Annotated in this window: 20 protein-coding genes; 15 read left to right on the top strand and 5 right to left on the bottom strand. The window is 73.7% G+C overall.

The annotated features are described in order from the left end of the window. Window positions 1-36: 36 nt before the first annotated feature. Genes purN through ACI79G_RS18945 form a run of 3 tightly spaced genes read left to right on the top strand, consistent with a single transcriptional unit; the run spans window position 37 to window position 2893 of the window. The gene (gene purN / locus ACI79G_RS18955; RefSeq protein WP_456882652.1) at window positions 37-654 is read left to right on the top strand and encodes a phosphoribosylglycinamide formyltransferase; all 618 of its coding nucleotides are present in this window, start codon (window positions 37-39) and stop codon (window positions 652-654) included. After that, on the top strand, window positions 651-2201 hold the full coding sequence (gene purH, locus ACI79G_RS18950) for a bifunctional phosphoribosylaminoimidazolecarboxamide formyltransferase/IMP cyclohydrolase (protein ID WP_456882651.1): 1551 nt from the start codon (window positions 651-653) through the stop codon (window positions 2199-2201). The genes purN and purH overlap by 4 nt, the downstream gene beginning before the upstream one ends. An 11-nt stretch (window positions 2202-2212) precedes the next feature. Further along, window positions 2213-2893, top strand: a complete 681-nt coding sequence (locus ACI79G_RS18945; RefSeq protein ID WP_456882650.1) for a pentapeptide repeat-containing protein — start codon at window positions 2213-2215, stop codon at window positions 2891-2893. A 154-nt stretch (window positions 2894-3047) separates the two neighbouring features. Here the strand turns inward: ACI79G_RS18945 and ACI79G_RS18940 are convergent, their stop codons facing one another. Beyond that, window positions 3048-3683, bottom strand: coding sequence for a hypothetical protein (locus ACI79G_RS18940; RefSeq protein WP_456882649.1), 636 nt, complete (start codon window positions 3681-3683; stop codon window positions 3048-3050). A gap of 99 nt (window positions 3684-3782) precedes the next feature. Here ACI79G_RS18940 and ACI79G_RS18935 point away from each other — a divergent pair, with 99 nt between their 5' ends. From ACI79G_RS18935 to ACI79G_RS18920, 4 genes are all read left to right on the top strand, one after another. Next, window positions 3783-4655 carry a bifunctional methylenetetrahydrofolate dehydrogenase/methenyltetrahydrofolate cyclohydrolase gene (locus ACI79G_RS18935; RefSeq protein WP_456882648.1) on the top strand — a complete coding sequence of 291 codons (873 nt, stop codon included), beginning with the start codon at window positions 3783-3785 and terminating at the stop codon, window positions 4653-4655. A gap of 73 nt (window positions 4656-4728) precedes the next feature. Further along, window positions 4729-5028, top strand: a complete 300-nt coding sequence (locus tag ACI79G_RS18930; protein WP_456882647.1) for a DUF3017 domain-containing protein — start codon at window positions 4729-4731, stop codon at window positions 5026-5028. A gap of 55 nt (window positions 5029-5083) precedes the next feature. Further along, on the top strand, window positions 5084-6037 hold the full coding sequence (mdh, locus tag ACI79G_RS18925; RefSeq protein WP_091213256.1) for a malate dehydrogenase: 954 nt from the start codon (window positions 5084-5086) through the stop codon (window positions 6035-6037). Window positions 6038-6075: 38 nt separating this feature from the next. Further along, entirely contained in the window at window positions 6076-7290 is a 1215-nt protein-coding gene (locus tag ACI79G_RS18920; protein ID WP_456882646.1) for an NADP-dependent isocitrate dehydrogenase, read from the top strand. A gap of 163 nt (window positions 7291-7453) precedes the next feature. Here ACI79G_RS18920 and ACI79G_RS18915 read toward each other — a convergent pair whose 3' ends face one another. Continuing rightward, on the bottom strand, window positions 7454-9844 hold the full coding sequence (locus tag ACI79G_RS18915) for an ATP-binding cassette domain-containing protein (RefSeq protein WP_456882645.1): 2391 nt from the start codon (window positions 9842-9844) through the stop codon (window positions 7454-7456). Between the two features lie 211 nt (window positions 9845-10055). Continuing rightward, on the bottom strand, window positions 10056-10883 hold the full coding sequence (locus ACI79G_RS18910) for a CAP domain-containing protein (RefSeq protein WP_456882644.1): 828 nt from the start codon (window positions 10881-10883) through the stop codon (window positions 10056-10058). A gap of 287 nt (window positions 10884-11170) precedes the next feature. On the opposite strand from ACI79G_RS18910, the gene ACI79G_RS18905 reads away from it, so the two are divergent. Beyond that, the gene (locus ACI79G_RS18905; protein WP_456882643.1) at window positions 11171-12505 is read left to right on the top strand and encodes a hemolysin family protein; all 1335 of its coding nucleotides are present in this window, start codon (window positions 11171-11173) and stop codon (window positions 12503-12505) included. Between the two features lie 91 nt (window positions 12506-12596). Here the strand turns inward: ACI79G_RS18905 and galE are convergent, their stop codons facing one another. Then, window positions 12597-13553: a UDP-glucose 4-epimerase GalE gene (gene galE, locus ACI79G_RS18900; protein ID WP_456882642.1), complete on the bottom strand. Its 957-nt coding sequence runs from the start codon at window positions 13551-13553 to the stop codon at window positions 12597-12599. A 69-nt stretch (window positions 13554-13622) separates the two neighbouring features. Here galE and hisC point away from each other — a divergent pair, with 69 nt between their 5' ends. The 4 genes from hisC to ACI79G_RS18880 all read left to right on the top strand — a co-directional run bounded on the left by hisC (window position 13623) and on the right by ACI79G_RS18880 (window position 17583). Continuing rightward, a complete protein-coding gene (gene hisC, locus ACI79G_RS18895; protein WP_456882641.1) occupies window positions 13623-14735 on the top strand; it encodes a histidinol-phosphate transaminase in 1113 nt (370 codons plus the stop codon). A 60-nt stretch (window positions 14736-14795) separates the two neighbouring features. Then, on the top strand, window positions 14796-15818 hold the full coding sequence (gene trpS, locus ACI79G_RS18890) for a tryptophan--tRNA ligase (RefSeq protein ID WP_456882640.1): 1023 nt from the start codon (window positions 14796-14798) through the stop codon (window positions 15816-15818). Continuing rightward, window positions 15815-16381 carry a 2'-5' RNA ligase family protein gene (locus tag ACI79G_RS18885; protein ID WP_456882639.1) on the top strand — a complete coding sequence of 189 codons (567 nt, stop codon included), beginning with the start codon at window positions 15815-15817 and terminating at the stop codon, window positions 16379-16381. Before trpS ends, ACI79G_RS18885 begins: the two co-directional genes overlap by 4 nt. Before the next feature lie 170 nt (window positions 16382-16551). After that, window positions 16552-17583 (top strand): YihY/virulence factor BrkB family protein, encoded by a 1032-nt coding sequence (locus ACI79G_RS18880; protein WP_456882638.1) that lies wholly within the window; start codon window positions 16552-16554, stop codon window positions 17581-17583. Here ACI79G_RS18880 and ACI79G_RS18875 read toward each other — a convergent pair. Then, entirely contained in the window at window positions 17465-18784 is a 1320-nt protein-coding gene (locus ACI79G_RS18875; protein WP_456882637.1) for a D-alanyl-D-alanine carboxypeptidase family protein, read from the bottom strand. The two genes, ACI79G_RS18880 and ACI79G_RS18875, sit on opposite strands and share 119 nt — an antisense overlap. A gap of 245 nt (window positions 18785-19029) precedes the next feature. Here ACI79G_RS18875 and ACI79G_RS18870 point away from each other — a divergent pair, with 245 nt between their 5' ends. From ACI79G_RS18870 to ACI79G_RS18860, 3 genes are all read left to right on the top strand, one after another. After that, window positions 19030-20094, top strand: a complete 1065-nt coding sequence (locus ACI79G_RS18870) for a BMP family lipoprotein (protein ID WP_456882636.1) — start codon at window positions 19030-19032, stop codon at window positions 20092-20094. 242 nt (window positions 20095-20336) lie between these two features. Next, window positions 20337-21902, top strand: a complete 1566-nt coding sequence (locus ACI79G_RS18865; protein ID WP_456882635.1) for an ABC transporter ATP-binding protein — start codon at window positions 20337-20339, stop codon at window positions 21900-21902. After that, on the top strand, window positions 21899-23110 hold the full coding sequence (locus ACI79G_RS18860; protein WP_456882634.1) for an ABC transporter permease: 1212 nt from the start codon (window positions 21899-21901) through the stop codon (window positions 23108-23110). Before ACI79G_RS18865 ends, ACI79G_RS18860 begins: the two co-directional genes overlap by 4 nt. The last annotated feature ends 52 nt before the right edge of the window (window positions 23111-23162 follow it).

Genomic DNA, 23162 nt, shown 5'->3' with positions numbered 1-23162 from the left:
GGTGGGGGGCGAGGGGGTCCTTATAGGGTCGCTGCCGTGCCCGCTCCCGAGACCTCCGCGCGGGCGCGGGTCGTCGTCCTGCTCTCGGGGACCGGGTCGCTGTGCGAGGCACTGCTGACCGCCGCGGAGGACCCGGACTACCCGGCCACCGTGGTCGCCGTCGGCAGCGACCGCGACGCCCCGGGGCTCGAGCACGCCCGGGGCCGCGGCATCCCGACCTTCACCTGCACGCTGCGCGACCACCCCGACCGCGCCGCCTGGGACCGCGCGCTGGCCGCCGCCATCGCCGCGCACCGGCCCGACCTGGTGGTCTCCGCCGGGTTCATGAAGATCGTCGGCCCCGCCGTGCTCGACGCCTTCGGCGGCCGGCTGCTCAACACCCACCCCGCGCTGCTGCCGGCCTTCCCCGGCGCGCACGCCGTCCGCGACGCGCTCGCCGCCGGCGTCGGCGTCACCGGCAGCACCGTGCACTGGGTGGACGCCGGCGTCGACACCGGACCGGTGCTCGCCCAGCGGGAGGTGCCCGTGCTCCCCGGGGACGACGAGGCCCGGCTGCACGAACGGATCAAGGACGTGGAGCGCGAGCTCCTGGTGGAGACGGTGGCGCGCGTGGTCACCGGCCTCGGCACCGAGACCACGGAGGACCCCCGATGAGCGACCGCACCCCGATCCGCCGCGCCCTGCTCGGCGTCTACGACAAGACCGGCATCGAGGAGCTGGCCCGCGGTCTCGCCGACGCCGGCGTCGAGCTGGTGAGCACCGGCGCGACCGCCCGCCGGATCGCCGACGCCGGGGTGCCGGTCACCCCCGTCGAGCAGGTCACCGGCTTCCCCGAGTGCCTGGACGGGCGGGTCAAGACGCTGCACCCGGCCGTGCACGCCGGCATCCTGGCCGACCGCCGCAGGCCCGAGCACGTGCAGCAGCTCGAGGAGCTCGGCATCGCGCCGTTCGACCTCGTCGTCGTCAACCTCTACCCGTTCACCGAGACGGTGGCCTCCGGCGCCGGCCAGGACGAGTGCGTGGAGCAGATCGACATCGGCGGCCCGGCCATGGTCCGCGCGTCGGCCAAGAACCACCCGTCGGTGGCCGTCGTCGTCGACCCGGCCCGTTACGGCGACGTCCTCGCCGCCGTCGCGGCCGGGGGCTTCACCCTGGCCGAGCGGCAGTCGCTGGCCGCGGCGGCCTTCCGGCACACCGCCGACTACGACATCGCCGTCGCCTCGTGGCTGGGCAACGTCGTCGCCCCCGACGACGACTCGGGCTTCCCGGCCTGGGTCGCCGCCGGTTGGCAGCGCGCCGACGTGCTGCGCTACGGCGAGAACCCGCACCAGCGGGCGGCGCTCTACCGCAGCGGCCGGCCCGGGTTGGCACACGCCGAGCAGCTGCACGGCAAGCAGATGTCCTACAACAACTACGTCGACACCGACGCCGCCTGGCGGGCCGCGCACGACCACGCCGACCCCTGCGTGGCGATCATCAAGCACGCGAACCCCTGCGGCATCGCCGTCGGCACCGACATCGCCGCAGCCCACCGCAAGGCGCACGCGTGCGACCCGGTCTCGGCCTTCGGCGGCGTGATCGCGGCCAACCGCGAGGTCGACCTCACCATGGCCGAGCAGGTGGCCGAGGTGTTCACCGAGGTCGTCGTGGCGCCGTCCTTCACCGAGGACGCGCTGCAGGTGCTCACCGCGAAGAAGAACATCCGGCTGCTGCGGCTGGGCGAGGTGGCCCCGCCGGCGACCGAGATGCGTCCGATCAGCGGCGGGCTGCTGCTCCAGAGCGTCGACCGCATCGACGCCGCCGGTGACGACCCCACCACCTGGACCCTCGCCACCGGCGAGCCGCTGGACGCCGCCGGCCTCGACGACCTGGTGTTCGCCTGGCGCTCGGTGCGCGCGGTGAAGAGCAACGCCATCCTCCTGGCCCACGACAAGGCGACGGTCGGCGTCGGCATGGGCCAGGTGAACCGGGTCGACTCCGCGCGGCTGGCCGTCGCGCGGGCGGGGGAGCGGACCGCCGGCTCGGTCGCCGCCTCCGACGCGTTCTTCCCCTTCGCCGACGGCCTCCAGGTGCTGCTCGACGCCGGGGTCCGGGCGGTCGTGCAGCCCGGCGGGTCGGTGCGCGACGAGGAGGTCGTGGCGGCCGCGGCCGCCGCCGGCATCCCGCTCTACCTGACCGGGACCCGCCACTTCGCCCACTGAGGAAGGACCCCGTGCCCCCCACACCTCGCAAGCTCGGCGCGGGTCCCTGCACGGGGCCACGTCACACGTCCCGCCCGCACCTGACGCCACCCGAGGCCGGCGCCGTCCTCGAGGGCGCGGACCTCGCGCGGGTCGACTGGTGGGGCACCGAGCTCGACGGCGTCACCTTCACCCGCTGCCGGTTCGAGGACGCCGGGCTGGAGGAGCTGGTCACCCGGCGGTGCGTCTTCGACTCGTGCGTGCTCACCGGGGTGCGGATGAGCGGTGCCGAGCACCTGGGGACGGCGTTCCTCTCCTGCCGCTTCGACCGCGCCCGGCTGTTCGACGTCACCTGGGACGGCTGCAAGCTCACCGGCTCGCAGTTCCCCGGCGCGCAGCTGCGCCCGATGACCACGACCGACAGCGACTGGAGCTGGACGTCGCTGCGCGGCGCCGACCTCTCCGGGCTGGTGCTGGCCGGTCAGCGGTTCCGGGAGGCCGACCTGACCGGCGCCGACCTCCGCGAGTGCGACCTCACCGGTGCCGACCTGGACCGGGCCCGGCTGCAGGGCGCGCAGCTGCGCGGGGCCGACCTGCGCGGCGCCTCGACCGACGCGGTCGACTGGCGGGCGTTCGAGCTGACCGGCGTGCAGCTCGACCTGGCGCAGGCCGTCCAGGTCGCCCGCGCCCACGGCGCCCTCGTCGGGGATTGACGCGAGCGACGCCGCGGGACGGCAGACGCCCTGCGAGGCGGCGCGAGGAGCGGGGGCCGGAGGCTCCCGCGATCGGGCGTCGGGCAGGGCTCCACGCCGCAGGGGGACGGCACCTGGCCGCGGTGCGGTCCGGTGGGGCCGCAGTGTCCTCCCCTCACCTCCAGCGGGGGCCGGTGAAGAGGGCCTTCAGCGCGCCGAGCAGGCCGAGCACCGGGACGGCCACGGCGAACCAGAACCCGGTGTCGATGGTGTCGGGGTCCCAGCCCTCGGCGGCCAGCGGCACCAGGACCCCGGCTCCGGCCACCAGGCTGACCAGCAGCGCCAGCACCCCGAGGAAGCGGTGCGTGCGGGCCGGGAGGACGACGAGCAGGCCCAGCAGGAACAGCACCGCGCCACCCAGGACGACGGCCATCGGCTGCCAGAACCCGTTGCCGAACAGCGCCGCCACACCACCGTCGGCGGCGTCGTCCCACCCGCGGCGGACCAGGTCCCAGCCGGTCAGGTCGCTCCCCGGGAGCCAGCGCAGCAGCAGGCTGACCCCCGCGGAGATGCCGGCCAGCAGCAGCAACAGGCTGGCCAGGCTGTCCGAGCGCCGCACGCGGACCGGCGTGGTCGAGTACTCCGGGGCCGGACGAGGGGCGTACCCCGGAGGCGGCGGAGGTGGGCCGGGGGCGTAGCCGGGACCGGCCCCGATCGGGGCGGCCACGGGCTGGATGCCGGGGATCGTCTGTTCCCGCCAGTCGTCGGTGCCTCGCGTCCCGGCGGCTGGGGACTGCTCGCGCTCGCTCATCTGCACTCCTCGCGCAACGGCGGGCGCGGGAGGCGCCCGCACCTGCGAGCCTAGGGCGGGGTGGCTCGCGCCGGACCCCTCTCCGGCAGACTGTCGGCCGTGCAGGCGACGACTCTCGACGGCAAGGCCACCGCAGCAGCCATCCGCGCCGAGCTCACCGAGCGGGTCGCTGCCCTGACCGCGGCCGGCCACCGGCCGGGCCTCGGCACGCTGCTGGTCGGCGACGACCCCGGCAGCCGCTGGTACGTCAACGCCAAGCACAAGGACTGCGCCCAGGTCGGCATCGCGAGCATCCAGCGCGAGCTGCCCGCGACCGCGACGCAGGCCGACGTCCTCGCCGTCGTCGACGAGCTGAACGCCGACCCGGCCTGCACCGGCTACATCGTCCAGCTGCCGCTGCCGCGGGGCATCGAGGAGAGCGCCGTCCTCGAGCGGATGGACCCGGCCAAGGACGCCGACGGCCTGCACCCGGTCAACCTCGGCCGGCTGGTGCTCAACGTCCCGGGCCCGCTGCCGTGCACGCCGGTCGGCATCGTCGAGCTGCTGCGCCGCCACGACGTCCCGATCGCCGGCGCCGAGGTCGTCGTCGTCGGCCGCGGCATCACCGTCGGCCGGCCGCTGGGCCTGCTGCTCACCCGCCGGACCGAGAACGCCACCGTGACGCTCTGCCACACCGGCACCCGCGACCTGGCCGCGCACCTGCGCACCGCCGACATCGTGGTCGCCGCCGCCGGCGTCCCGGGCCTGGTCACCAAGGACGTCGTCAAGCCCGGCGCCGCCGTCCTGGACGTGGGCGTCAGCCGGGTCGACGGCAAGATCGCCGGGGACGTCGCCCCGGACGTCGTCGAGGTCGCGGGCCACGTCGCACCGAACCCCGGCGGGGTGGGCCCGATGACGCGGGCGATGCTGCTGCAGAACGTCGTCCTGGCCGCCGAGCAGGCCGCCGCCGCGGACGTCCTCACGGCATCGTGACCGAGCTCGCGAGGTCGCGCGGGGACGGAGCGACGCGCGGAGCGCGGTCGACGAGCGCCGGCGAGGAGACCGTGTGACGCGCCCGCCGCTCTACACCCGCCGGCCGTTCCTGGCCGGCCTGCTGCGGCAGCTGCCGCTGCTGGCGGTGCTGCTCGCGGTGGGCGTCGGGCTGCTCATGGTCACCTTCGAGCACTGGCGGCGGGGGCTGGTCGTCGTCGGGCTCGCGCTGGTCGGCGCCGGGGTGCTGCGGCTGTTGCTCCCCCTGCGCCGGCTCGGATTCCTGGCCGTCCGCAGCCGCCCGGTGGACGTCGTCCTGCTGGTCGGCGTCGGGGTCACGCTGACCGCGTTCACGCTGGCGATCCCCGGCGCTTGAGGTGGCGGATCACCCGACCGGGCGCGGGACTGCGCCCAGCGATAGGTTGGCCGCCATGGCAGAGCAGCCCAGGAACGGCAAGGTGACCGTCGTCGGTGCCGGGTTCTACGGCTCGACCACCGCCCTCCGACTCGCGGAGTACGACGTCTTCGAGACCGTCGTGCTCACCGACATCGTCGAGGGCAAGCCCGAGGGCCTGGCCCTCGACATGAACCAGTCCCGCCCCATCGAGGGCTTCGAGACGAAGGTCGTCGGCGTCGGCGGCGGGTCCTACGAGGGCACCGAGGGCTCCGACGTCGTCGTCATCACCGCGGGCCTGCCCCGCAAGCCCGGCATGAGCCGGATGGACCTCATCGAGACCAACGCCAAGATCGTGCGCCAGGTCGCGGAGAACATCGCGCAGACCTCGCCGGACGCCGTGGTCATCGTCGTGTCCAACCCGCTGGACGAGATGACCGCGCTGGCCCAGCTGGCCACCGGCTTCCCCAAGAACCGGGTGATGGGCCAGGCCGGCATGCTCGACACCGCCCGGTTCACCAACAACGTCGCCGAGGAGCTCGGCGTCCCGGTGGGTTCGGTGCGCACCCTGACCCTCGGCTCGCACGGCGACACGATGGTGCCGGTGCCCTCGCGCTGCACCGTCGACGGCAAGCCGCTGTCCGACGTCCTGCCGGCCGACCGCATCGAGCACCTCGTGGACCGGACCCGCAACGGCGGGGCCGAGGTCGTGGCGCTGCTCAAGACCGGCTCGGCCTACTACGCCCCGTCCGCGGCCGCTGCGCGCATGGCCCGTGCGGTCATGGACGACTCCGGTGCGGTCATGCCGGTGTGTGCCTGGGTCGACGGCGAGTACGGCATCTCCGGGGTCTACCTCGGGGTCGAGGCCGAGATCGGCCGCGAGGGCGTGCGCCGGGTGGTCGAGGGCGACCTGACCGAGAGCGAACTGGCCGGGCTGCGCGAGGCGGCCGAGGCCGTGCGCGCCAAGCAGGCCGATGTAGCCGACCTCTGAGCCGAACCGGCTCGGAGCATGTAGAGAGGGACCCGCACGTGGCAAAGATCAAGGTCGAGGGCACCGTCGTCGAGCTCGACGGCGACGAGATGACCCGGATCATCTGGCAGTTCATCAAGGACCAGCTGATCCTCCCGTACCTCGACGTCAACCTCGAGTACTACGACCTGGGCATCGAGAAGCGCGACGAGACCGACGACCAGATCACCGTCGACGCCGCCAACGCGATCAAGCGGCACGGCGTCGGGGTCAAGTGCGCGACCATCACCCCGGACGAGGCCCGCGTCGAGGAGTTCGGCCTCAAGAAGATGTGGCGGTCCCCCAACGGGACGATCCGCAACATCCTCGGCGGCGTCATCTTCCGCGAGCCGATCATCATGCAGAACGTGCCGCGGCTGGTGCCGGGCTGGACCAAGCCGATCGTCGTCGGCCGTCACGCCTTCGGTGACCAGTACCGCGCCACCGACTTCCGCTTCCCCGGCGAGGGCACCCTGACGGTGACCTTCACGCCCAAGGACGGCTCCGCGCCGATCGAGCACGAGGTCTTCCAGGCGCCCGGCGCCGGTGTCGCGCTGGCGATGTACAACCTCGACGAGTCGATCCGCGACTTCGCCCGGGCCTCGATGAACTACGGCCTGCAGCGCGGCTACCCGGTCTACCTCTCCACCAAGAACACGATCCTCAAGGCCTACGACGGCCGGTTCAAGGACCTGTTCGCCGAGGTCTTCGAGGCGGAGTTCAAGGACCAGTTCGAGCAGGCCGGCATCACCTACGAGCACCGGCTCATCGACGACATGGTCGCCGCGTCCCTCAAGTGGGAGGGCGGCTACGTCTGGGCCTGCAAGAACTACGACGGCGACGTCCAGTCCGACACCGTGGCGCAGGGCTTCGGCTCGCTGGGCCTGATGACCTCGGTGCTGATGAGCCCCGACGGGCGCACCGTCGAGGCCGAGGCCGCCCACGGCACGGTGACCCGCCACTTCCGGCAGCACCAGCAGGGCAAGGAGACGTCGACCAACCCGATCGCGTCGATCTTCGCCTGGACCCGGGGTCTGGCCCACCGCGGCAAGCTGGACGACACGCCCGAGGTGACCCGCTTCGCGGAGACCCTGGAGAAGGTCTGCATCGACACCGTCGAGAGCGGCCAGATGACCAAGGACCTCGCGCTGCTCATCTCCAAGGACCAGCCGTGGCTGACCACCCAGGACTTCTTGGCGGCCATCGACGGCAACCTGCAGAAGGCCATGGGGTAAGTACCCCGTCCTCCTCACCGTGGGAGGACCCCGTCCTCCCCACCCCTCGCTCCGCTCGGGGCGGTGCCCTGGACGGGGCCGGCGGTGAGCCTCTGGGCGGGCCAGCCCCGGGACGAGGCCTGACGACGGCCCCCTCACCTCGCGGTGAGGGGGCCGTCGTCCGTCAGGCGACGTAGGCCGCGAGGTGCTCGCCGGTGAGGGTGGAGCGGGCGGCGACGAGGTCGGCGGGTGTGCCCTCGAAGACGACCCGGCCGCCGTCGTGACCGGCGCCGGGGCCCAGGTCGATGATCCAGTCGGCATGCGCCATGACCGCCTGGTGGTGCTCGATGACGACGACCGACTTCCCGGAGTCGACGAGCCGGTCGAGCAGGCCGAGCAGGTTCTCGACGTCGGCGAGGTGGAGGCCCGTCGTGGGCTCGTCGAGCACGTAGACGCTGCCCTTCTCGGCCATCTGGGCGGCCAGCTTCAGGCGCTGCCGCTCACCGCCGGACAGCGTCGTCAGCGGCTGACCCAGGCTGAGGTAGCCGAGCCCGACGTCGGCGAGCCGGTCGAGGATCGCGTGCGCGGCCGGCGTGCGCGCCTCGCCGGCTCCGAAGAACTCCTCCGCCTCGGCGACCGACATCGCGAGCACCTCGGCGATGGTGCGGCCACCCAGCGTGTACTCCAGGACCGCGGCCTGGAACCGCCTGCCCTCGCACTCCTCGCACGGCGACTCGACCGTGGCCATGACGCCCAGCTCGGTGTAGATGACACCGGCGCCGTTGCACGTCGGGCAGGCGCCCTCCGAGTTCGAGCTGAACAGCGCGGGTTTCACGCCGTTGGCCTTGGCGAACGCCTTGCGGATGGGCTCGAGCAGTCCGGTGTAGGTCGCCGGGTTGCTCCGCCGCGAGCCGCGGATGGCCCCCTGGTCGACCACCACCACGCCGTCCCGGGGCGCCACCGAACCGTGGATCAACGAGCTCTTCCCGGAGCCGGCGACGCCGGTGAGCACCACCAGCACGCCGAGCGGGATGTCGACGTCGACGTCCCGGAGGTTGTGGGTGGCCGCGCCGCGCACCGGGAGGGCTGCGGAGGGGGTGCGCACCGACGGTTTCAGGGACACCCGGTGGTCGAGGTGCCGGCCGGTCGTGGTGCCGCTCCCGCGCAGCCCGTCGACGGTGCCCTCGAACACCACCTCCCCACCGCCGGTCCCGGCACCCGGGCCCAGGTCGACGACGTGGTCGGCGATCGCGATCGTCTCCGGCTTGTGCTCCACGACGAGCACCGTGTTGCCCTTGTCCCGCAGCTGCCGCAGCAGGTCGTTCATGCGCTCGATGTCGTGGGGGTGCAGTCCGATCGTGGGCTCGTCGAAGACGTAGGTGACGTCGGTGAGCGCCGAGCCGAGGTGGCGGATCATCTTCGTGCGCTGCGCCTCGCCGCCCGACAGCGTGCCCGCCGGCCGGTCGAGCGAGAGGTAGCCGAGCCCGATCTCCCGGAACGAGTCGAGCAGGTTCTGGAGGCCGGTGAGCAGCGGCGCCACCGACGGCTCGCTCAGCTCGCGCACCCAGTCGGCCAGGTCGCTGATCTGCATCGCGCAGAGGTCGGCGATGTTCCTGCCCCGGATCTTCGACGACAGGGCCTCCGGGGTGAGCCGCGTTCCGTCGCACTCGGGGCAGGTCTGGAACGTGATCACCCGCTCCACGAAGCGCCGGACGTGCGGCTGCAGCGCGTCGACGTCCTTGGAGAGCATGGACTTCTGGACCTTGGGGATCACGCCCTCGTAGGTGAGGTTGATGCCCTCGACCTTGATCTTCGTCGGCTCCTTGTAGAGGAGGTCGTCCATCTCCTTCTTCGTGTACTTCCCGATCGGCTTGTCCAGGTCCAGGCCGATGCCTTGGAAGAGGCGGCCGTACCACCCGTCCATGCTGTAGCCCGGGACCATCAGGCCGCCCTCGTTCAGCGACTTCGACTCGTCGTAGAGGGCCGCGAGGTCGAAGTCGGAGACCGAGCCCATGCCCTCGCACCGCGGACACATGCCGCCCATGTAGACGGCGTCGCGCACCACGTTCTTCTCGACGCGGCCGCCGGCCTTCTCCCGGCTCATCACCCCGCTCGCCTTGCGCGTGGGGACGTTGAAGGAGAACGCGGTCGGCGGACCGATGTGCGGCTGCCCGAGCCGGCTGAACAGGATGCGCAGCATCGCGTTGGCGTCGGTGGCGGTGCCGACGGTGGAGCGGGGGTTGGCGCCCATCCGCTCCTGGTCGACGATGATCGCCGTCGTCAGCCCTTCGAGCAGGTCGACCTCGGGCCGGGCCAGCGTCGGCATGAAGCCCTGCACGAAGGCGCTGTAGGTCTCGTTGATCAGCCGCTGCGACTCCGCGGCGATCGTGCCGAACACCAGCGAGCTCTTGCCCGAGCCGGAGACGCCGGTGAACACCGTCAGCCGGCGCTTCGGGATCTCGACGCTGACGTCCTTGAGGTTGTTCTCGCGGGCACCCTGCACGCGGATCAGGTCGTGGCTGTCGGCGGCGTGCAGTGCCGGCGGCTGCGTGTCCGTCCTCGTGGCCGAGCTCATCGTGTCTCCGTCCTTCGGGCGAGGCCGCCTCCTCGATCGCGGCGACGGTCTGCTGTCTACCGGATCGACGGAGCCGGCCGGCCCGGGGTGACACCCGTTCGGCGGACACCCACCCCCGACCCCGCCGCGAGCCTGCAGGTGGCCGGGGGAGAGGGCGGCCCCCACAGGGACCGCCCGAGCTCGCGAGGGGTGGGGGAGGGGTGGCCCTCCCTCAGACGCCGAAGAGCTGGGTCCACCAGGGGCCGCCGGGGCCCTCGGCGACGCCCACACCGAGCTTCGTCAGCTCGCAGTCGAGGATGTTCGCGCGGTGGCCCGGGCTCTCCAGCCAGGCCTCCATCACCGCGGCCGCGTCGGCCTGGCCGAAGGCGATGTTCTCCGCGCGCGAGTAGTCGACGCCGGCCTGCTCGGCCCGGTCGAAGGGGGACAGGCCCTCCGGGCTGGTGTGCGAGAAGTAGTCGCGGTCGCGCATGTCCGCACTGTGCGCCCGCGCCACCGCGGCCAGCGCCGGGTCGGCGGTCAGGGCACCGCAGCCGGCGTCGACCCGGGCCTCGTTGACCAGCGCGAGCACCGCGGCCTCCGCGGTGGGGTCCGCGGGGACGGCGGCCCGGGCCACCGGCGCCGGCTCGGTCTCCGCCTCGACGGCGGGCGCCTCGGACCCGGACCCGGCCTCCGCCTCGGACTCGGCCGCCGGCTCCTCGACGGGGACGGCGCGCTCCGACGCCTCGGCCGCCGCGGACCCGGTCGCGGGCGCCGACGTGCTCGCCGGGGACGGCGCTTCGACCGACGACGGAGCGGCGGGCGCCGCGGCCGGGGTCTGCGGTGCCGGGGCGCCGTCGACGCCCATCCGCACGAGCGGGTCGTCCACCCACCCGCCGGAGGACGACGACCCGCCCGAGCCGACCGCGTCGGGGGCGCTGCCGGCGGCGGTCGGGGTCGACTCGAGCGCCACCGGGTCGGTGAAGCTGGTCACGGCGCCGGACACCACGGGTGCCCCGACCGTCACGACGGCGACGGCGCCGACCACGAGGAGCAGGGGCACCAGGCGCGGGAGGCGGAGGAGGCGAGCCCACCGGGAGAGTGCTGCGGCGATGCGGGAGGAGAGCGGCGGACCCGCCGGCATGTGGTGCACGAGTGGTGGTCCTCACCAGGTGCTAGATCACGAATCGTTACTCTGGCAAGAGTAGCCGTACGCGCAGCGTGATCGGCAGTGGGAGGTGACCGAGGTCACTGTGGGCCGGCCGACCCCGCTGGGGTGGTGCTCTCCGGAGGACGAGCGGGCAGCATGGACGTCGTCCCACTGCCCCGTCCGACAGGAGCACGCCGCCGGTGAGCGACGTCTGGCTCAACATCGTGATGGTCGTCGTCTTCGTCCTGATCGGCGGCGCCTTCTCGGGGGCGGAGATCGCGCTCGTCTCGCTCCGCGAGTCCCAGGTGCGGGCGATGGGCGAGAACGGCGGACGGCGCGGCAAGGCCGTGCAGCGCCTGCTCAGCGACCCCAACCGCTTCCTCGCCGCCGTCCAGGTCGGGGTCACCCTGGCCGGTTTCTTCTCCGCCGCGTTCGGTGCCAGCACCCTCTCCCAGCCGTTCGCCGACTGGCTGGTCGACCTGGGCATGCGGGAGGGCCTCGCCGGCACGCTGGCCTTCGTGCTGGTCACCATCGCGATCAGCTACCTGTCCCTGGTGGTCGGCGAGTTGACCCCCAAGCGCCTGGCGCTGCAGCGGGCCGAGGGCTTCTCCCTGCTGGTCGCCGCACCCCTCAACGCGATCGCCAAGCTCTCCCGCCCGGTCATCTGGCTGCTGTCGAAGTCGACCAACCTGCTGGTCCGGCTGCTCGGCGGCGACCCGGCGGCCAGCGGCGAGTCGATCAGCCAGGAGGAGCTGCGCGACCTCGTGACCGCGCACGAGTCGCTGAGCTCCGACGAGCGCCGCCTCATCGGGGAGGTCTTCCGGGCCGGCGACCGCGAGGTCCGCGAGGTCATGACGCCGCGCACCGAGGTCGACTTCCTCGAGGCGTCGATGACCGCGAGCCGCGCGGCCAAGCAGGTCTCCGACTCCAGCCACTCGCGCTACCCGGTCGTCGGCCGCGACGAGGACGACGTCCTGGGCTTCGTGCACGTCCGCGACCTGTTCCTGCCCAACCACCCGGCCGGCCGCGCCGCGACCGTCGGCGACCTGGTCCGCGAGGTCAAACGGCTCCCGGGCACCGCCGGCGTCCTCACCGCCCTGTCGGTGATGCGGCGGGAGAACCACCACCTCGCGATCGTCGTCGACGAGTACGGCGGCACCGACGGCATCGTCACCCTCGAGGACCTCATCGAGGAGGTCATCGGGGAGATCTACGACGAGTACGACGAGGACGTCGCCGGCGAGGGGGAGGAGCGCCCGGACGGCCCGCACGAGGTCGACGGGCTGCTCAACCTCGACGACTTCCGCGAGGTGACCGGGCTGCAGCTGCCCGAGGGCCCCTACGAGACCGTGGCCGGCTACGTGCTCGCCGAGCTCGGCCGGCTGCCCGATGTCGGCGACAGCGTCGAGGTCGAGGGGCGCACGCTGACGGTCCTCGAGCTCGACGGACGGCGGATCGCGCGGATCTCGGTCAGCCGCGCGCCGGAGCCCGAGATCGACCCCGCGCAGGTGCCGACCAGCACGATCGGCACCTGAAGGACCCCTGCAGGGACCCGCCGCGTGCTGTCGGCCCTCCTGCAGGGGCCCGCCACGAGCTCGCGAGTGGTGGGGGCAGAGGGGTCCTCTCTCAGCCCCGCTTCTGGGCGGTCTCCCAGGCGTCGCGGACGATGCCGGCCAGGTCGGTGTGCTTCGGCGTCCAGCCCAGGTCGCCGCGGATCCTGTCACTGGAGGCGACCAGCTGCGCCGGGTCCCCGGCCCGTCGCTGGCCGACCTCGACCGGCACCGGGTGGCCGGTGACCTCGCGGACGGCGTCGATCACCTGCTGCACCGAGAAGCCCGTGCCGTTGCCCAGGTTGTAGATGCGGTGCTCGCCGGGGGACGGGGCGGTCAGCGCCAGCAGGTGGGCGTCGCTGAGGTCCTCGACGTGGATGTAGTCGCGGATGCAGGTGCCGTCGGGCGTGGGGTAGTCCTCGCCGTAGATCGTCAGGTGGTCCCGCTGGCCGGCCACCACCTGCAGCGCGATCGGGATGAGGTGGGTCTCGGTGGTGTGCCGCTCGCCGAGGCCGTAGGCGGCACCGGCCACGTTGAAGTAGCGCAGGCTCACCGCCGCGAAGTCGTACGCGGCCGCGTAGGAGGTCAGCATCGCGTCGACGGCGAGCTTGGTGGCGCCGTAGGTGTTGGTGGGCCGGGTGGGGGCGTCCTCGCGGATCGGCACCTGCTCGGGCTCGCCGTAGGTGGCCGCGGTGGAGGAGAAGACGATCCGGCGGCAGTCGGCCGCGCGCATGGCCTCCAGCAGCGCCAGCGTGCCGGAGACGTTGGTGTCCCAGTAGATCTCCGGCTTGACCTGCGACTCGCCGACCAGGCTCTTGGCCGCGAAGTGCAGCACCGCCTCGGGGCGGACCTCGGCCAGGACCGGCGCGGAGTCGTGCAGCGAGGCCTGCACGAACCTCGCACCCGAGGGGACGGCGTCGGCGTGGCCGGTCGACAGGTCGTCGAGGACGGTCACCTCGTGCCCGCCCTCCAGGAGGGCCGCCGTGACTACGCTGCCGATGTAGCCGGCTCCACCGGCGACGAGAACGCGCATGCGCCCACCCTAGATCCGCGCGCGGCCACCCAGCGTCGCGACGCGGAGCCGTGGTCAGGAGGTCCCGACGTGGTCAGCGCACGACCGGCGGTGCAGCAGCTGCCCGCCTACCGGCCGGGGCGCAACCCCGCCGACCTCGCGCGGGAGATCGGCGTCGAGCGGGCGGTCAAGCTGGCCAGCAACGAGGTGGCGTTCCCGCCGCTGCCGGCCGTCGTCGAGGCGCTCGCGGCCGCGGCGGCGGAGACCAACCGCTACCCCGACAACGGCGCCGTCGTCCTCACGGCCGCCCTGGCCGAGCGCTACGGCGTCGACCCCGCCCAGGTGGTGACCGGGTGCGGCGCGGTCATGCTCTGCCAGCAGCTGGCGCAGTCGTTCAACGACCCCGGCACGAGCATCGCCTTCGCCTGGCGGTCGTTCGAGATGTACCCGCTGCTGGCGCAGGTGGCCGGCGCCCGGTCGATCCAGGTGCCGCTGGTGCCCGGCCGCGCGGGCGGCCCGGCCGACACCCACGACCTCGAGGCGCTGGCCGCTGCGGTCGACGACAGCACCCGGGTGGTCTTCGTCTGCAACCCGAACAACCCCACCGGGACGGCGGTCCGCCGGGCGGAGCTCGAGCGCTTCCTCGACACCGTCCCCGCCGACACGCTCGTCGTCCTCGACGAGGCCTACCGGGAGTTCGTCACCGACCCCGACGTCCCCGACGGGGTGGAGCTGATGCGCGGGCGGCCCCACGTCGCCGTGCTGCGCACCTTCTCCAAGGCCTGGGGACTGGCCGGGCTGCGGGTCGGCTACCTCGTCGCCGAGGACCCCTCGGTCGCCGACGCGGTGCGCCGGACGCACGTGCCGTTCAGCGTCAACACCCTCGCCCAGGCCGCCGCGGTCGCCGCGCTGGCCAGCGAGGACGAGGTCCGCCGGCGCTGTGCCGCGGTCACCGCCGAGCGGGCGCGGCTCACCGCGGCGCTGCGCGAGCGCGGCCTCGAGGTGTCCGACAGCCAGGCCAACTTCGTCTGGCTGCCGGTGGGGGAGGAGGCCGCCGGGCTGGCGGCCGCGCTGGAGGCCCGGGCGGTCATCACCCGGCCGTTCGCCGGGGAGGGGATCCGGGTGACCGTCGGCACGCCCGAGGAGGACGACGTCCTGCTCGCCGCGCTGGACGAGGTCCGGTCGACCGCTCCGGTCGCGTGACCCGCCGGTGACGAGGACGTTCGGGACGTGCGGCGCCACGCCCCGGGATCGGCTGGTTTGATGGCCGACGTGCCTCTTCCCCGTGTGCTCTCCGGCATCCAGCCGACGGCGGGCTCGTTCCACCTCGGCAACCACCTGGGTGCGCTGCGGCAGTGGGTGCGGCTGCAGGAGGACACCGAGGCCTTCTACTGCGTCGTCGACCTGCACGCGATCACCGTCGCCCAGGACCCGGCGGAGCTGCGGCGCAACACCCTCGTCTCCGCGGCCCAGCTGCTGGCCCTCGGCGTCGACCCGGAGCGCAGCACGCTCTTCGTGCAGAGCCACGTGCCCGAGCACCTGCAGCTGTCCTGGGTGCTGGAGTGCCTGACCGGGTTCGGCGAGGCCAGCCGGATGACGCAGTTCAAGGACAAGAGCCAGCGCGAGGGCACCTCCGGCACCTCGGTGGGGCTGTTCACCTACCCGGTGCTCATGGCCGCCGACATCCTCGTCTACCAGGCCGACCAGGTGCCCGTCGGGGACGACCAGCGCCAGCACCTGGAGCTCACCCGCGACCTCGCGACCCGGTTCAACGGCCGCTTCGGCGACACCTTCCCGCTGCCCGAGGGGATCATCCCGGCGGGGGCGGCGCGGGTCATGGACCTGCAGTCCCCGGACAAGAAGATGAGCAAGAGCCTCCCGCCGGCCGGCTGCGTCTTCCTCCTCGACGACCCCAAGGTGACCGCCAAGAAGATCCGCTCGGCGGTCACCGACACCGGCCGCGAGGTCGTGGCCGACCCGGTGGAGAAGCCGGGGATCACCAACCTGCTGACCATCCACAGCGCGCTGTCGGGCACGTCGATCCCCGAGCTGGAGGAGCGGTTCGCCGGCCGCGGCTACGGCGACCTCAAGAAGGAGCTGGCCGAGGTCGTCGTCGACTTCGTGACGCCGGTCCGCCGGCGCACCCAGGAGCTGCTCGACGACCCCGCGGAGCTGCAGCGCACCCTGGCGCAGGGCGCGGCCCGAGCCCGCGAGGTCGCCGTCCGCACGGTCGCCGACGTCTACGACAAGGTCGGCTTCCTGCCACCCGCAGGAGCGCCCGCGTGAACGACGACACCTTCGTCCCGCGCAGCCGCAGCGCCGCGCGGACCGCCGTCCTCGGCGTCGTCGTCCCCATCCCGGAGCCGTGGTCGCAGCTGTTCGTCGACTGGCGGGCCAAGGTCGGGGACCCGCAGGCCACCTCGGTGCCGCCGCACGTCACGCTGCTGCCGCCGACCGAGGTGCCGCTGGCCGACCGGCCGGTGATCAGCGCCCACCTGGCCGAGGTCGCGGCCAACCACCCGCCGTTCGACATGCACCTGTCGGGCACCGGGACGTTCGCGCCGGTCTCGGCGGTGGTGTTCGTGGCCGTGGCCCGTGGCATCGGCAACTGCGAGCTGATCGCCAACGACGTCCGCCGCGGGCCGCTGGCGCGTTCGCTGTCCTACCCGTACCACCCGCACGTGACCGTGGCGCACGACGTCCCGCCGGACATGCTCGACCTCGCCTACAGCGGCCTGGCCGACCTCTCGGCGGAGTTCCGCGTCGAGCACTTCACCGAGTTCGAGCAGACGCCCGACGGCACCTGGGTGATCGCCCGCGAGTACCCCCTCACCGGCCCGCCGCACTGAGAGAGGACCACCCTTCCCCCCACGCCTCGGAGAAGGACCCCGTCCTCCCCACCCTTCGCAGGCTCAGGGCGGGACCCGGGACGGGGCCGGCGGGCCCCTGCAGCGGGGCCGTTCCAGCACGTCACCAGGCCGGGGCGCGGGCGGGGCGGTCTGCCCGCAGACTGGGGCGGGTGAGTGCCACCCGGACCGAGCGGCCCGCCCCCGCGCCCGTGGGGGACCAGCCTCCCGGCGGCCGCTGGTCGCGGGTCACCCAGCTGCCCGGACGCTGGCAGGACCGGGTCACCCGGCTGCGCCGCCGCCTCCCGTGGTTCGACCACCTGGCCCGTGCCGGCGGCCGCTACCAGCGCACCCAGGGCGACCTCATGGCCGCGGGAGTCACCTACTTCGTCTTCCTCGGCCTGGTGCCGGTGCTGCTGCTCGTCGCGTCGGTCATCGGGCTGGTCCTCGCCGGCAACGAGCTGCTGCAGCAGGAGCTCTACGCCACCATCCGCGAGAGCTTCCCCGGCCCGACGGGCTCGGAGATCGTGGGCGAGCTGCGCGGCGCGGTCGGGTCGGCCGGGGTCGTCGGCGCCATCGGGCTCGTCGGCTTCCTCTACGCCGGGCTGCGCGCCATGGACAAGCTGCGCCTGGGCATGGAGCGGATCTGGAAGGGCCGCGTCGACGACCCGGAGTTCCTCCGCGACAACCTGCAGGACCTGGTGGCGCTGGCCGCCTTCGGCCTCGCCGGGCTGCTCAGCCTCGGCCTCACCGGCGGGGTCACCCGGGCCACGTCCTGGACGCTGGAGGCGCTGGGCCTCGAGCGCGCCCCCGGTCTGTTCCTGCTCACCGCCGTGCTCGGGCTGGGCCTGGCCCTCCTCACCGACGTCGTCGTCTTCCTGTGGCTGCTGCGGGTCGTGCCCTCCATCTCCTACCCGCTGCGCCGGCTGCTGCCCGGGGCGCTGTTCGGCGCCGTCGGCTTCGAGGTGCTCAAGCTGGTGGGCAGCCTCTACCTGTCGCTGATCTCGGGCAGCGTGACGGCGTCGGCGTTCGGCGGCGCCGTCGGCATCCTGATCTGGATCAACGTCGTCTGCCGGTTCGCCTTCTTCACGGCCGCGTGGACGGCGACCCTGCCCCAGGTGCAGGGGGACGCGCGCGTGGTGGCCGAGGGCCGCGAGCCGGTGGTCCCGGCCGCCGAGGGCCGGGGCGCTCCGGCGCCCGGCTGACCGGCGCGGGCACCACCTCGATCGCCCGGCGGACGCCGATCACCGTGGCGACGACGATGCCCGCGGCGGTCACGGCCAGCGCCACCGGCACCAGCACGGACTGCCCGTCGTCCGCGGCCGCGGGCGCCGGCGCCACGGCCACCCCGGCCGGTCCAGGGAGCGGGGAGGCGAGCAGCGGGGAGAGCTCGGCAGCGGAGTCGACCAGCCGGCCCACGCCCGCGGTCCCCGCCGGGACGGCGAAGCCCCAGTCCAGCAGCAGCGCGGCCTGGTCGGCGGCGCGCAGCGGCACGTTCTCGGTGCGCATCACGCTGACGACCAGCCGCCGGCCGTCGCGCTCGGCGGCGGTGACGAAGGTGTGCCGGGCGGCGTCGGTGAAGCCGGTCTTGCCACCGAGGTTGCCGGGTGTGCCGGCCAGCGGGTTCTGGTTGTGGATCTGGTAGCCGGGGTAGCGGCCCTCGACCGCGGGCATCTCGGCGAGCCTCGTCCGCAGCAGCGCCACCGTGTCCGGGTCCTCGACCAGTCGGCGGAAGACCAGGGCGAGGTCGTAGGGCGAGGACGACTGGCCGGCCACGTCCAGCCCGGACGGCGTCCCCGCGACGGTGTCGTAGGCGCCGATCGACTCGGCCATCTCGTTCATGGCGCGCACGGTGACGTCGGTGCCGCCCGCGGCGCGGGCGAGGGCGTTGGCCGCGTCGTTGCCCGACTGCATCACGAGCGCCTGGTAGAGCAGCGACACCCGGTAGCGCCCACCGGCGACCATGCCGACCCGGCTGCCCTCCACCGCCTCGTCCTCGACCGTGCCCTCGACGACCTCGGCGGGGTCCAGCAGCGGCAGGAGGGTCAGCAGGGTCAGGGTCTTGAGCGTGCTGGCGGGGTAGTAGCGGCCGTGCGGGTCGCGGGCGGCCAGCACCGCCCCGCTGCCGGCGTCGGCCACCAGCCAGCCGGGAGCGACCACCTCGTCCGGCAGCGGGGCAGCCCCGTCGACCACGACGGTGCCGCGGGTGTCGAGCTCCTCGCCGCCGACGGTCACCCCGCCGGGCCCGCTGCCCTGGGGTGGCCCGCCGGGCGGGGGTGCGGTGGGCGTCGGCGCGGACGGGTCGGCGGTGGGCCGGGCGTCCTCCGCCACCGCGGGCCCCGCGCCGCCCACCAGCAGCCCCGTCGCCAGCACCGCGGCGGCCAGCCGCGCCCCCGGTCGTCGCATGGCGGGCACGCTAGCCCTCGATCGGTGCCGGCGGCGCGCGTGGCGCGGACCACTGCCTCAGGCGGCGTTGGCAACGATCCCGTCTCGGTCTCTCCGGCGGGGTTCGGTGCGGCTGCGGGGCGCGGTTAGCGTGCCGTCGTCGCGTGCTGTGGGAACCGGCGCCCGCCGGCAGCCACGCACGGACCCGACCCACCGGGACCGGCCGCCTCGTCCGTGCGGTCCGTCCCCCCAGAGAGGAGATCGTCTTGCGCCGAGCGCGGAGGATGAAGGCCGCGGCTCTGCTGCTGGCCGGCAGCATGGCCCTGGCGGCCTGTGCCAGCGACGAGCCCACCGGGAGCGGGGGCGGCGAGGGCGGTGGCGGCACCACCGCCGAGGAGCTGCGCGTCGGCCTGGCCTACGACACCGGCGGCCGCGGTGACCAGTCGTTCAACGACTCGGCCTACGCCGGTGCGGCCGCGGCCGTCGACGCCCTCGGCGGCGAGCTGCAGGAGCTCAGCCCCAACGAGGACGCCTCCAACCGCGTCCAGCTGCTGACCCAGCTGGCCGAGCAGGGCTTCAACCCGGTCATCGCGGTCGGCTTCGCCTACGACGACGTCATCGGCGAGGTGGCCCCGCAGTTCCCCGACACCACGTTCGCGCAGGTCGACGGTTCCAACACCGACGGCGCCAAGGGCGACAACGTCACCGGGCTGGTCTTCGCCGAGGAGCAGGGCTCGTTCCTGGCCGGCGTCGCCGCGGCGCTGAAGAGCGAGGCCGGCCACATCGGCTTCGTCGGCGGCGTGCAGAGCCCGCTGATCGAGAAGTTCGAGGCCGGCTACGTGGCCGGTGCCCAGGCCGTGAACCCGCAGATCACCATCGACCGGCAGTACATCTCCCCGGCAGGTGACGTCTCGGGCTTCGGTGACCCCGCCCGCGGCCAGATCGTCGCCCAGGGCATGTACGACGCCGGAGCGGACATCGTCTACCACGCCGCGGGTGGCTCGGGCATCGGCGTCTTCCAGGCCGCCGCCGCCTCCGGCAAACGGGCGATCGGCGTCGACTCCGACCAGTACCTGACCGTCGGACCGGAGCTGCAGCCGGTGGTCATGACCTCGATGCTCAAGCGGGTCGACAACGCGGTGGAGCAGTTCATCAACGACTACTCCGAGGGCAACGTGCAGGGGGCCACCGACGTCCTCAACGACCTGTCCACCGAGGGTGTCGGCCTGGCCAGGTCGGGCGGCTTCATCGACGACATCCAGGGCGAGATCGACCAGTACCGGCAGCAGATCGTCGACGGCACCATCACGGTCCCGACGACGGTCGAGTGACACCCGTGCGGGTGGTCCCGCACGACTGATCCACCCTGCGACGCGGGCCCGGGCGGCGGACGCCCGGGCCCGCGCTGCTCCGGCCCGCCCCGGGCTCGGACGGAACCCGGCGGGTGGGGCACCATACCCACGGCCCCCGGGCTCCCGGGCCCAGGCCCCGGCGGAGCGGCTGATCCCGCTCGCCGGTGCCGTCCGTAGCGACCTCCCGCCCACCGGCGGGCCCAGAGCGAGGAGATGCCGGCATGGCCCCAGCAGGCTCGCCCGCAGACGGCTCCGCGGCGGGCGACGTCCCCCTCGCCGTCGAGCTGCGCGGGATCACCAAGCGCTTCCCGGGCGTGGTGGCGAACAAGGACATCGAGCTGCGGGTCCGCCGCGGCGAGGTGCACGCCATCGTGGGCGAGAACGGCGCCGGCAAGTCGACGCTGATGAAGACCCTCTACGGCGAGCACCGCCCGGACGAGGGCGAGATCCTCATCGACGGCCGCCCGGTCCAGTTCCGCAGCCCGTCGGACGCCATCGCCGCCGGCATCGGCATGGTCCACCAGCACTTCATGCTGGCCGACAACTTCACCGTCCTGGAGAACGTGATCCTGGGCAGCGAGCCCACCCGGCATGGCCGGCTGGACCGGGCCGCGGCGCGCCGCCGCATCGAGGAGATCTCCGAGCGCTACGACCTGGGCCTGCAGCCCGACGCGCTCGTCGAGGACCTCGGCGTCGGCGACCGGCAGCGCGTGGAGATCGCCAAGGTGCTCTACCGCGACGCCCGCATCCTGATCCTCGACGAGCCGACCGCCGTCCTCGTGCCGCAGGAGGTCGACGAGCTGTTCGGCAACCTCGCCGAGCTCAAGCGCGAGGGCCTGACGGTCATCTTCATCTCGCACAAGCTCGACGAGGTGCGCCGGGTCGCCGACTCGATCACCGTCATCCGGCGCGGCACCACCGTCGGCACCGCCGACCCGCGGACGACGACGGCCAAGCAGCTGGCCGAGCTGATGGTCGGCGCCGAGCTGCCCACGCCGGAGACCCGCGAGTCCACCGTGCGCGACACCCCGGTGCTGCAGCTGGTCGGCGTGACGGTCACCGACGGCGGCCAGCGCCCCGTGGTGGACGACGTCACGCTGACCGTGCGCGAGGGCGAGGTCGTGGGCATCGCCGGCGTCGAGGGCAACGGCCAGGCCGAGCTCGTGGACGCGATCATGGGCCTGCGCCCGCTGGCCGCCGGGTCGGTGCTGCTCGGCGGGGAGGACGTCACCGCCTGGAGCACCCGCGCCCGGCGGGAGAGCGGCGTGGGCTTCATCCCCGAGGACCGGCACCGGCAGGGCATGCTGCTCGACGCGCCGCTGTGGGAGAACCGCATCCTCGGCCACCAGACCCGCCCGCCGGCGGTGAAGGGCCCCTTCATCGACCGCCGCGGCGCCCGCGCCGACACCGCCCGCATCATGCGCGAGTACGACGTCCGCGCCCCCGGGCCGGACACCCTCGCCGTCGCCCTCTCCGGTGGCAACCAGCAGAAGCTGATCGTCGGGCGCGAGATGAGCGCCCGGCCCCGGCTGCTCGTCGCCGCCCACCCGACCCGGGGAGTCGACGTCGGAGCCCAGGCGGTGATCTGGGAGCTGCTCAAGGACGCCCGCGCCGAGGGCCTGGGCATCGTGCTCATCTCCGCCGACCTCGACGAGCTGATCGGCCTGTCGGACACGCTGCACGTCATGCTGCGCAGCCGGCTGGTGGCCACCCTGGACCCGCGGCGGGTGACCCCCGAGGAGCTGGGCGGGCACATGACCGGCGCGCGGACGGCGGGTGCGGCGTGAACGGCCTCGTCCGCCGGGTGGGGCTGGCCCTGCTCGGCCCGGTGCTCGCCGTCCTCGTCGCGCTGGTGATCTCCGCGGCGGTCGTCGCCCTCATCGGTGAGGACCCGGTGGCGGCGTTCCGGGTGATGGTCGACCTCGGCGACAGCCCCTCGCAGCAGGTGCAGTCGATCGTCGTGATCCTCAACCGGGCGGTGCCGCTGTTCCTCGCCGGCCTGGCCGTGGCGGTCGCGTTCCGGATGGGCCTGTTCAACATCGGCGTCGAGGGCCAGTACCGGCTGGCCACCATCCTGGCCGCTGCGGTGGGCGCGGCCGTCGTCCTGCCCGGTCCGCTGCACGTGCTGCTGGTCGTCGTCGTGGCGATGGCGGTCGGCGCGTCGTGGGCCGGCATCGTCGGCGTGCTCAAGGTGACCCGCGGCGTCAGCGAGGTCATCAGCTCGATCATGCTGAACTTCATCGCGCTGGGCCTGGCGTCGTTCCTGCTCACCGGCCCGCTGCGCGGCAGCCCGCCGGGGGCCTCGATCGTCACCACCGCCGAGATCCCCGAGTCCGGCCGGGTGCCCAGCCTCAACGGGCTGCTCACCGCGCTGGGCCTGGCCACGCCGCGCAGCGGCCTGTACGGCTTCCTGCTGGTGGCGCTCGTGGTGGGCGTCGTCGTCGCCGTCCTGCTCAAGCGCACCCGCTTCGGGTTCGACCTGCGCGCCACCGGCCTGTCGCCCTCGGCGGCCACCGCCAGCGGCGTCGACGCCCGCGGCATGGTCGTGAAGACGATGCTCATCTCCGGCGGCATCGCCGGGCTGATCGGCCTGCCCGACCTGCTCGGCGCGCAGTACGACTACGGCACCGAGTTCACCGCCGGGCTGGGCTTTCTCGGCATCGCCGTCGCGCTGCTGGGCCGCAGCACCCCGCTCGGCATCGCGCTGGCCGCGCTGCTGTTCGCCTTCCTCGACCGGGCCGCGCTGCCGCTGCAGTTCGCCGACATCCCGTCCTCGGTCGTGACGATCATCCAGGGCACGATCGTGCTCGCCGTCGTCGTCGCCAACGAGATCGCCCGCCGCCTGGCGCTGCGCTCGGCCGAGCGGGCCGGCGCGGCGGCCGGCCCCGGCCCGCGGGCCGACGGGGACGACGGCGTCCCACCGCCCACCGCTCCGGACGGCGGACAGCGGGTCCACACCGGCGTGCCGGGCGACCAGCAGGGAGTGCAGGCATGAACCAACCCCACGACGACGCTCCGCTGGCGCTCCACGTCTCCGCGGGGGCCCC

It is taken from the genome of Geodermatophilus sp. SYSU D00779, assembly GCF_054050595.1.
Note: the sequence above shows the minus strand (reverse complement) of the source record. Positions and strands in the feature narration are given on the sequence as shown.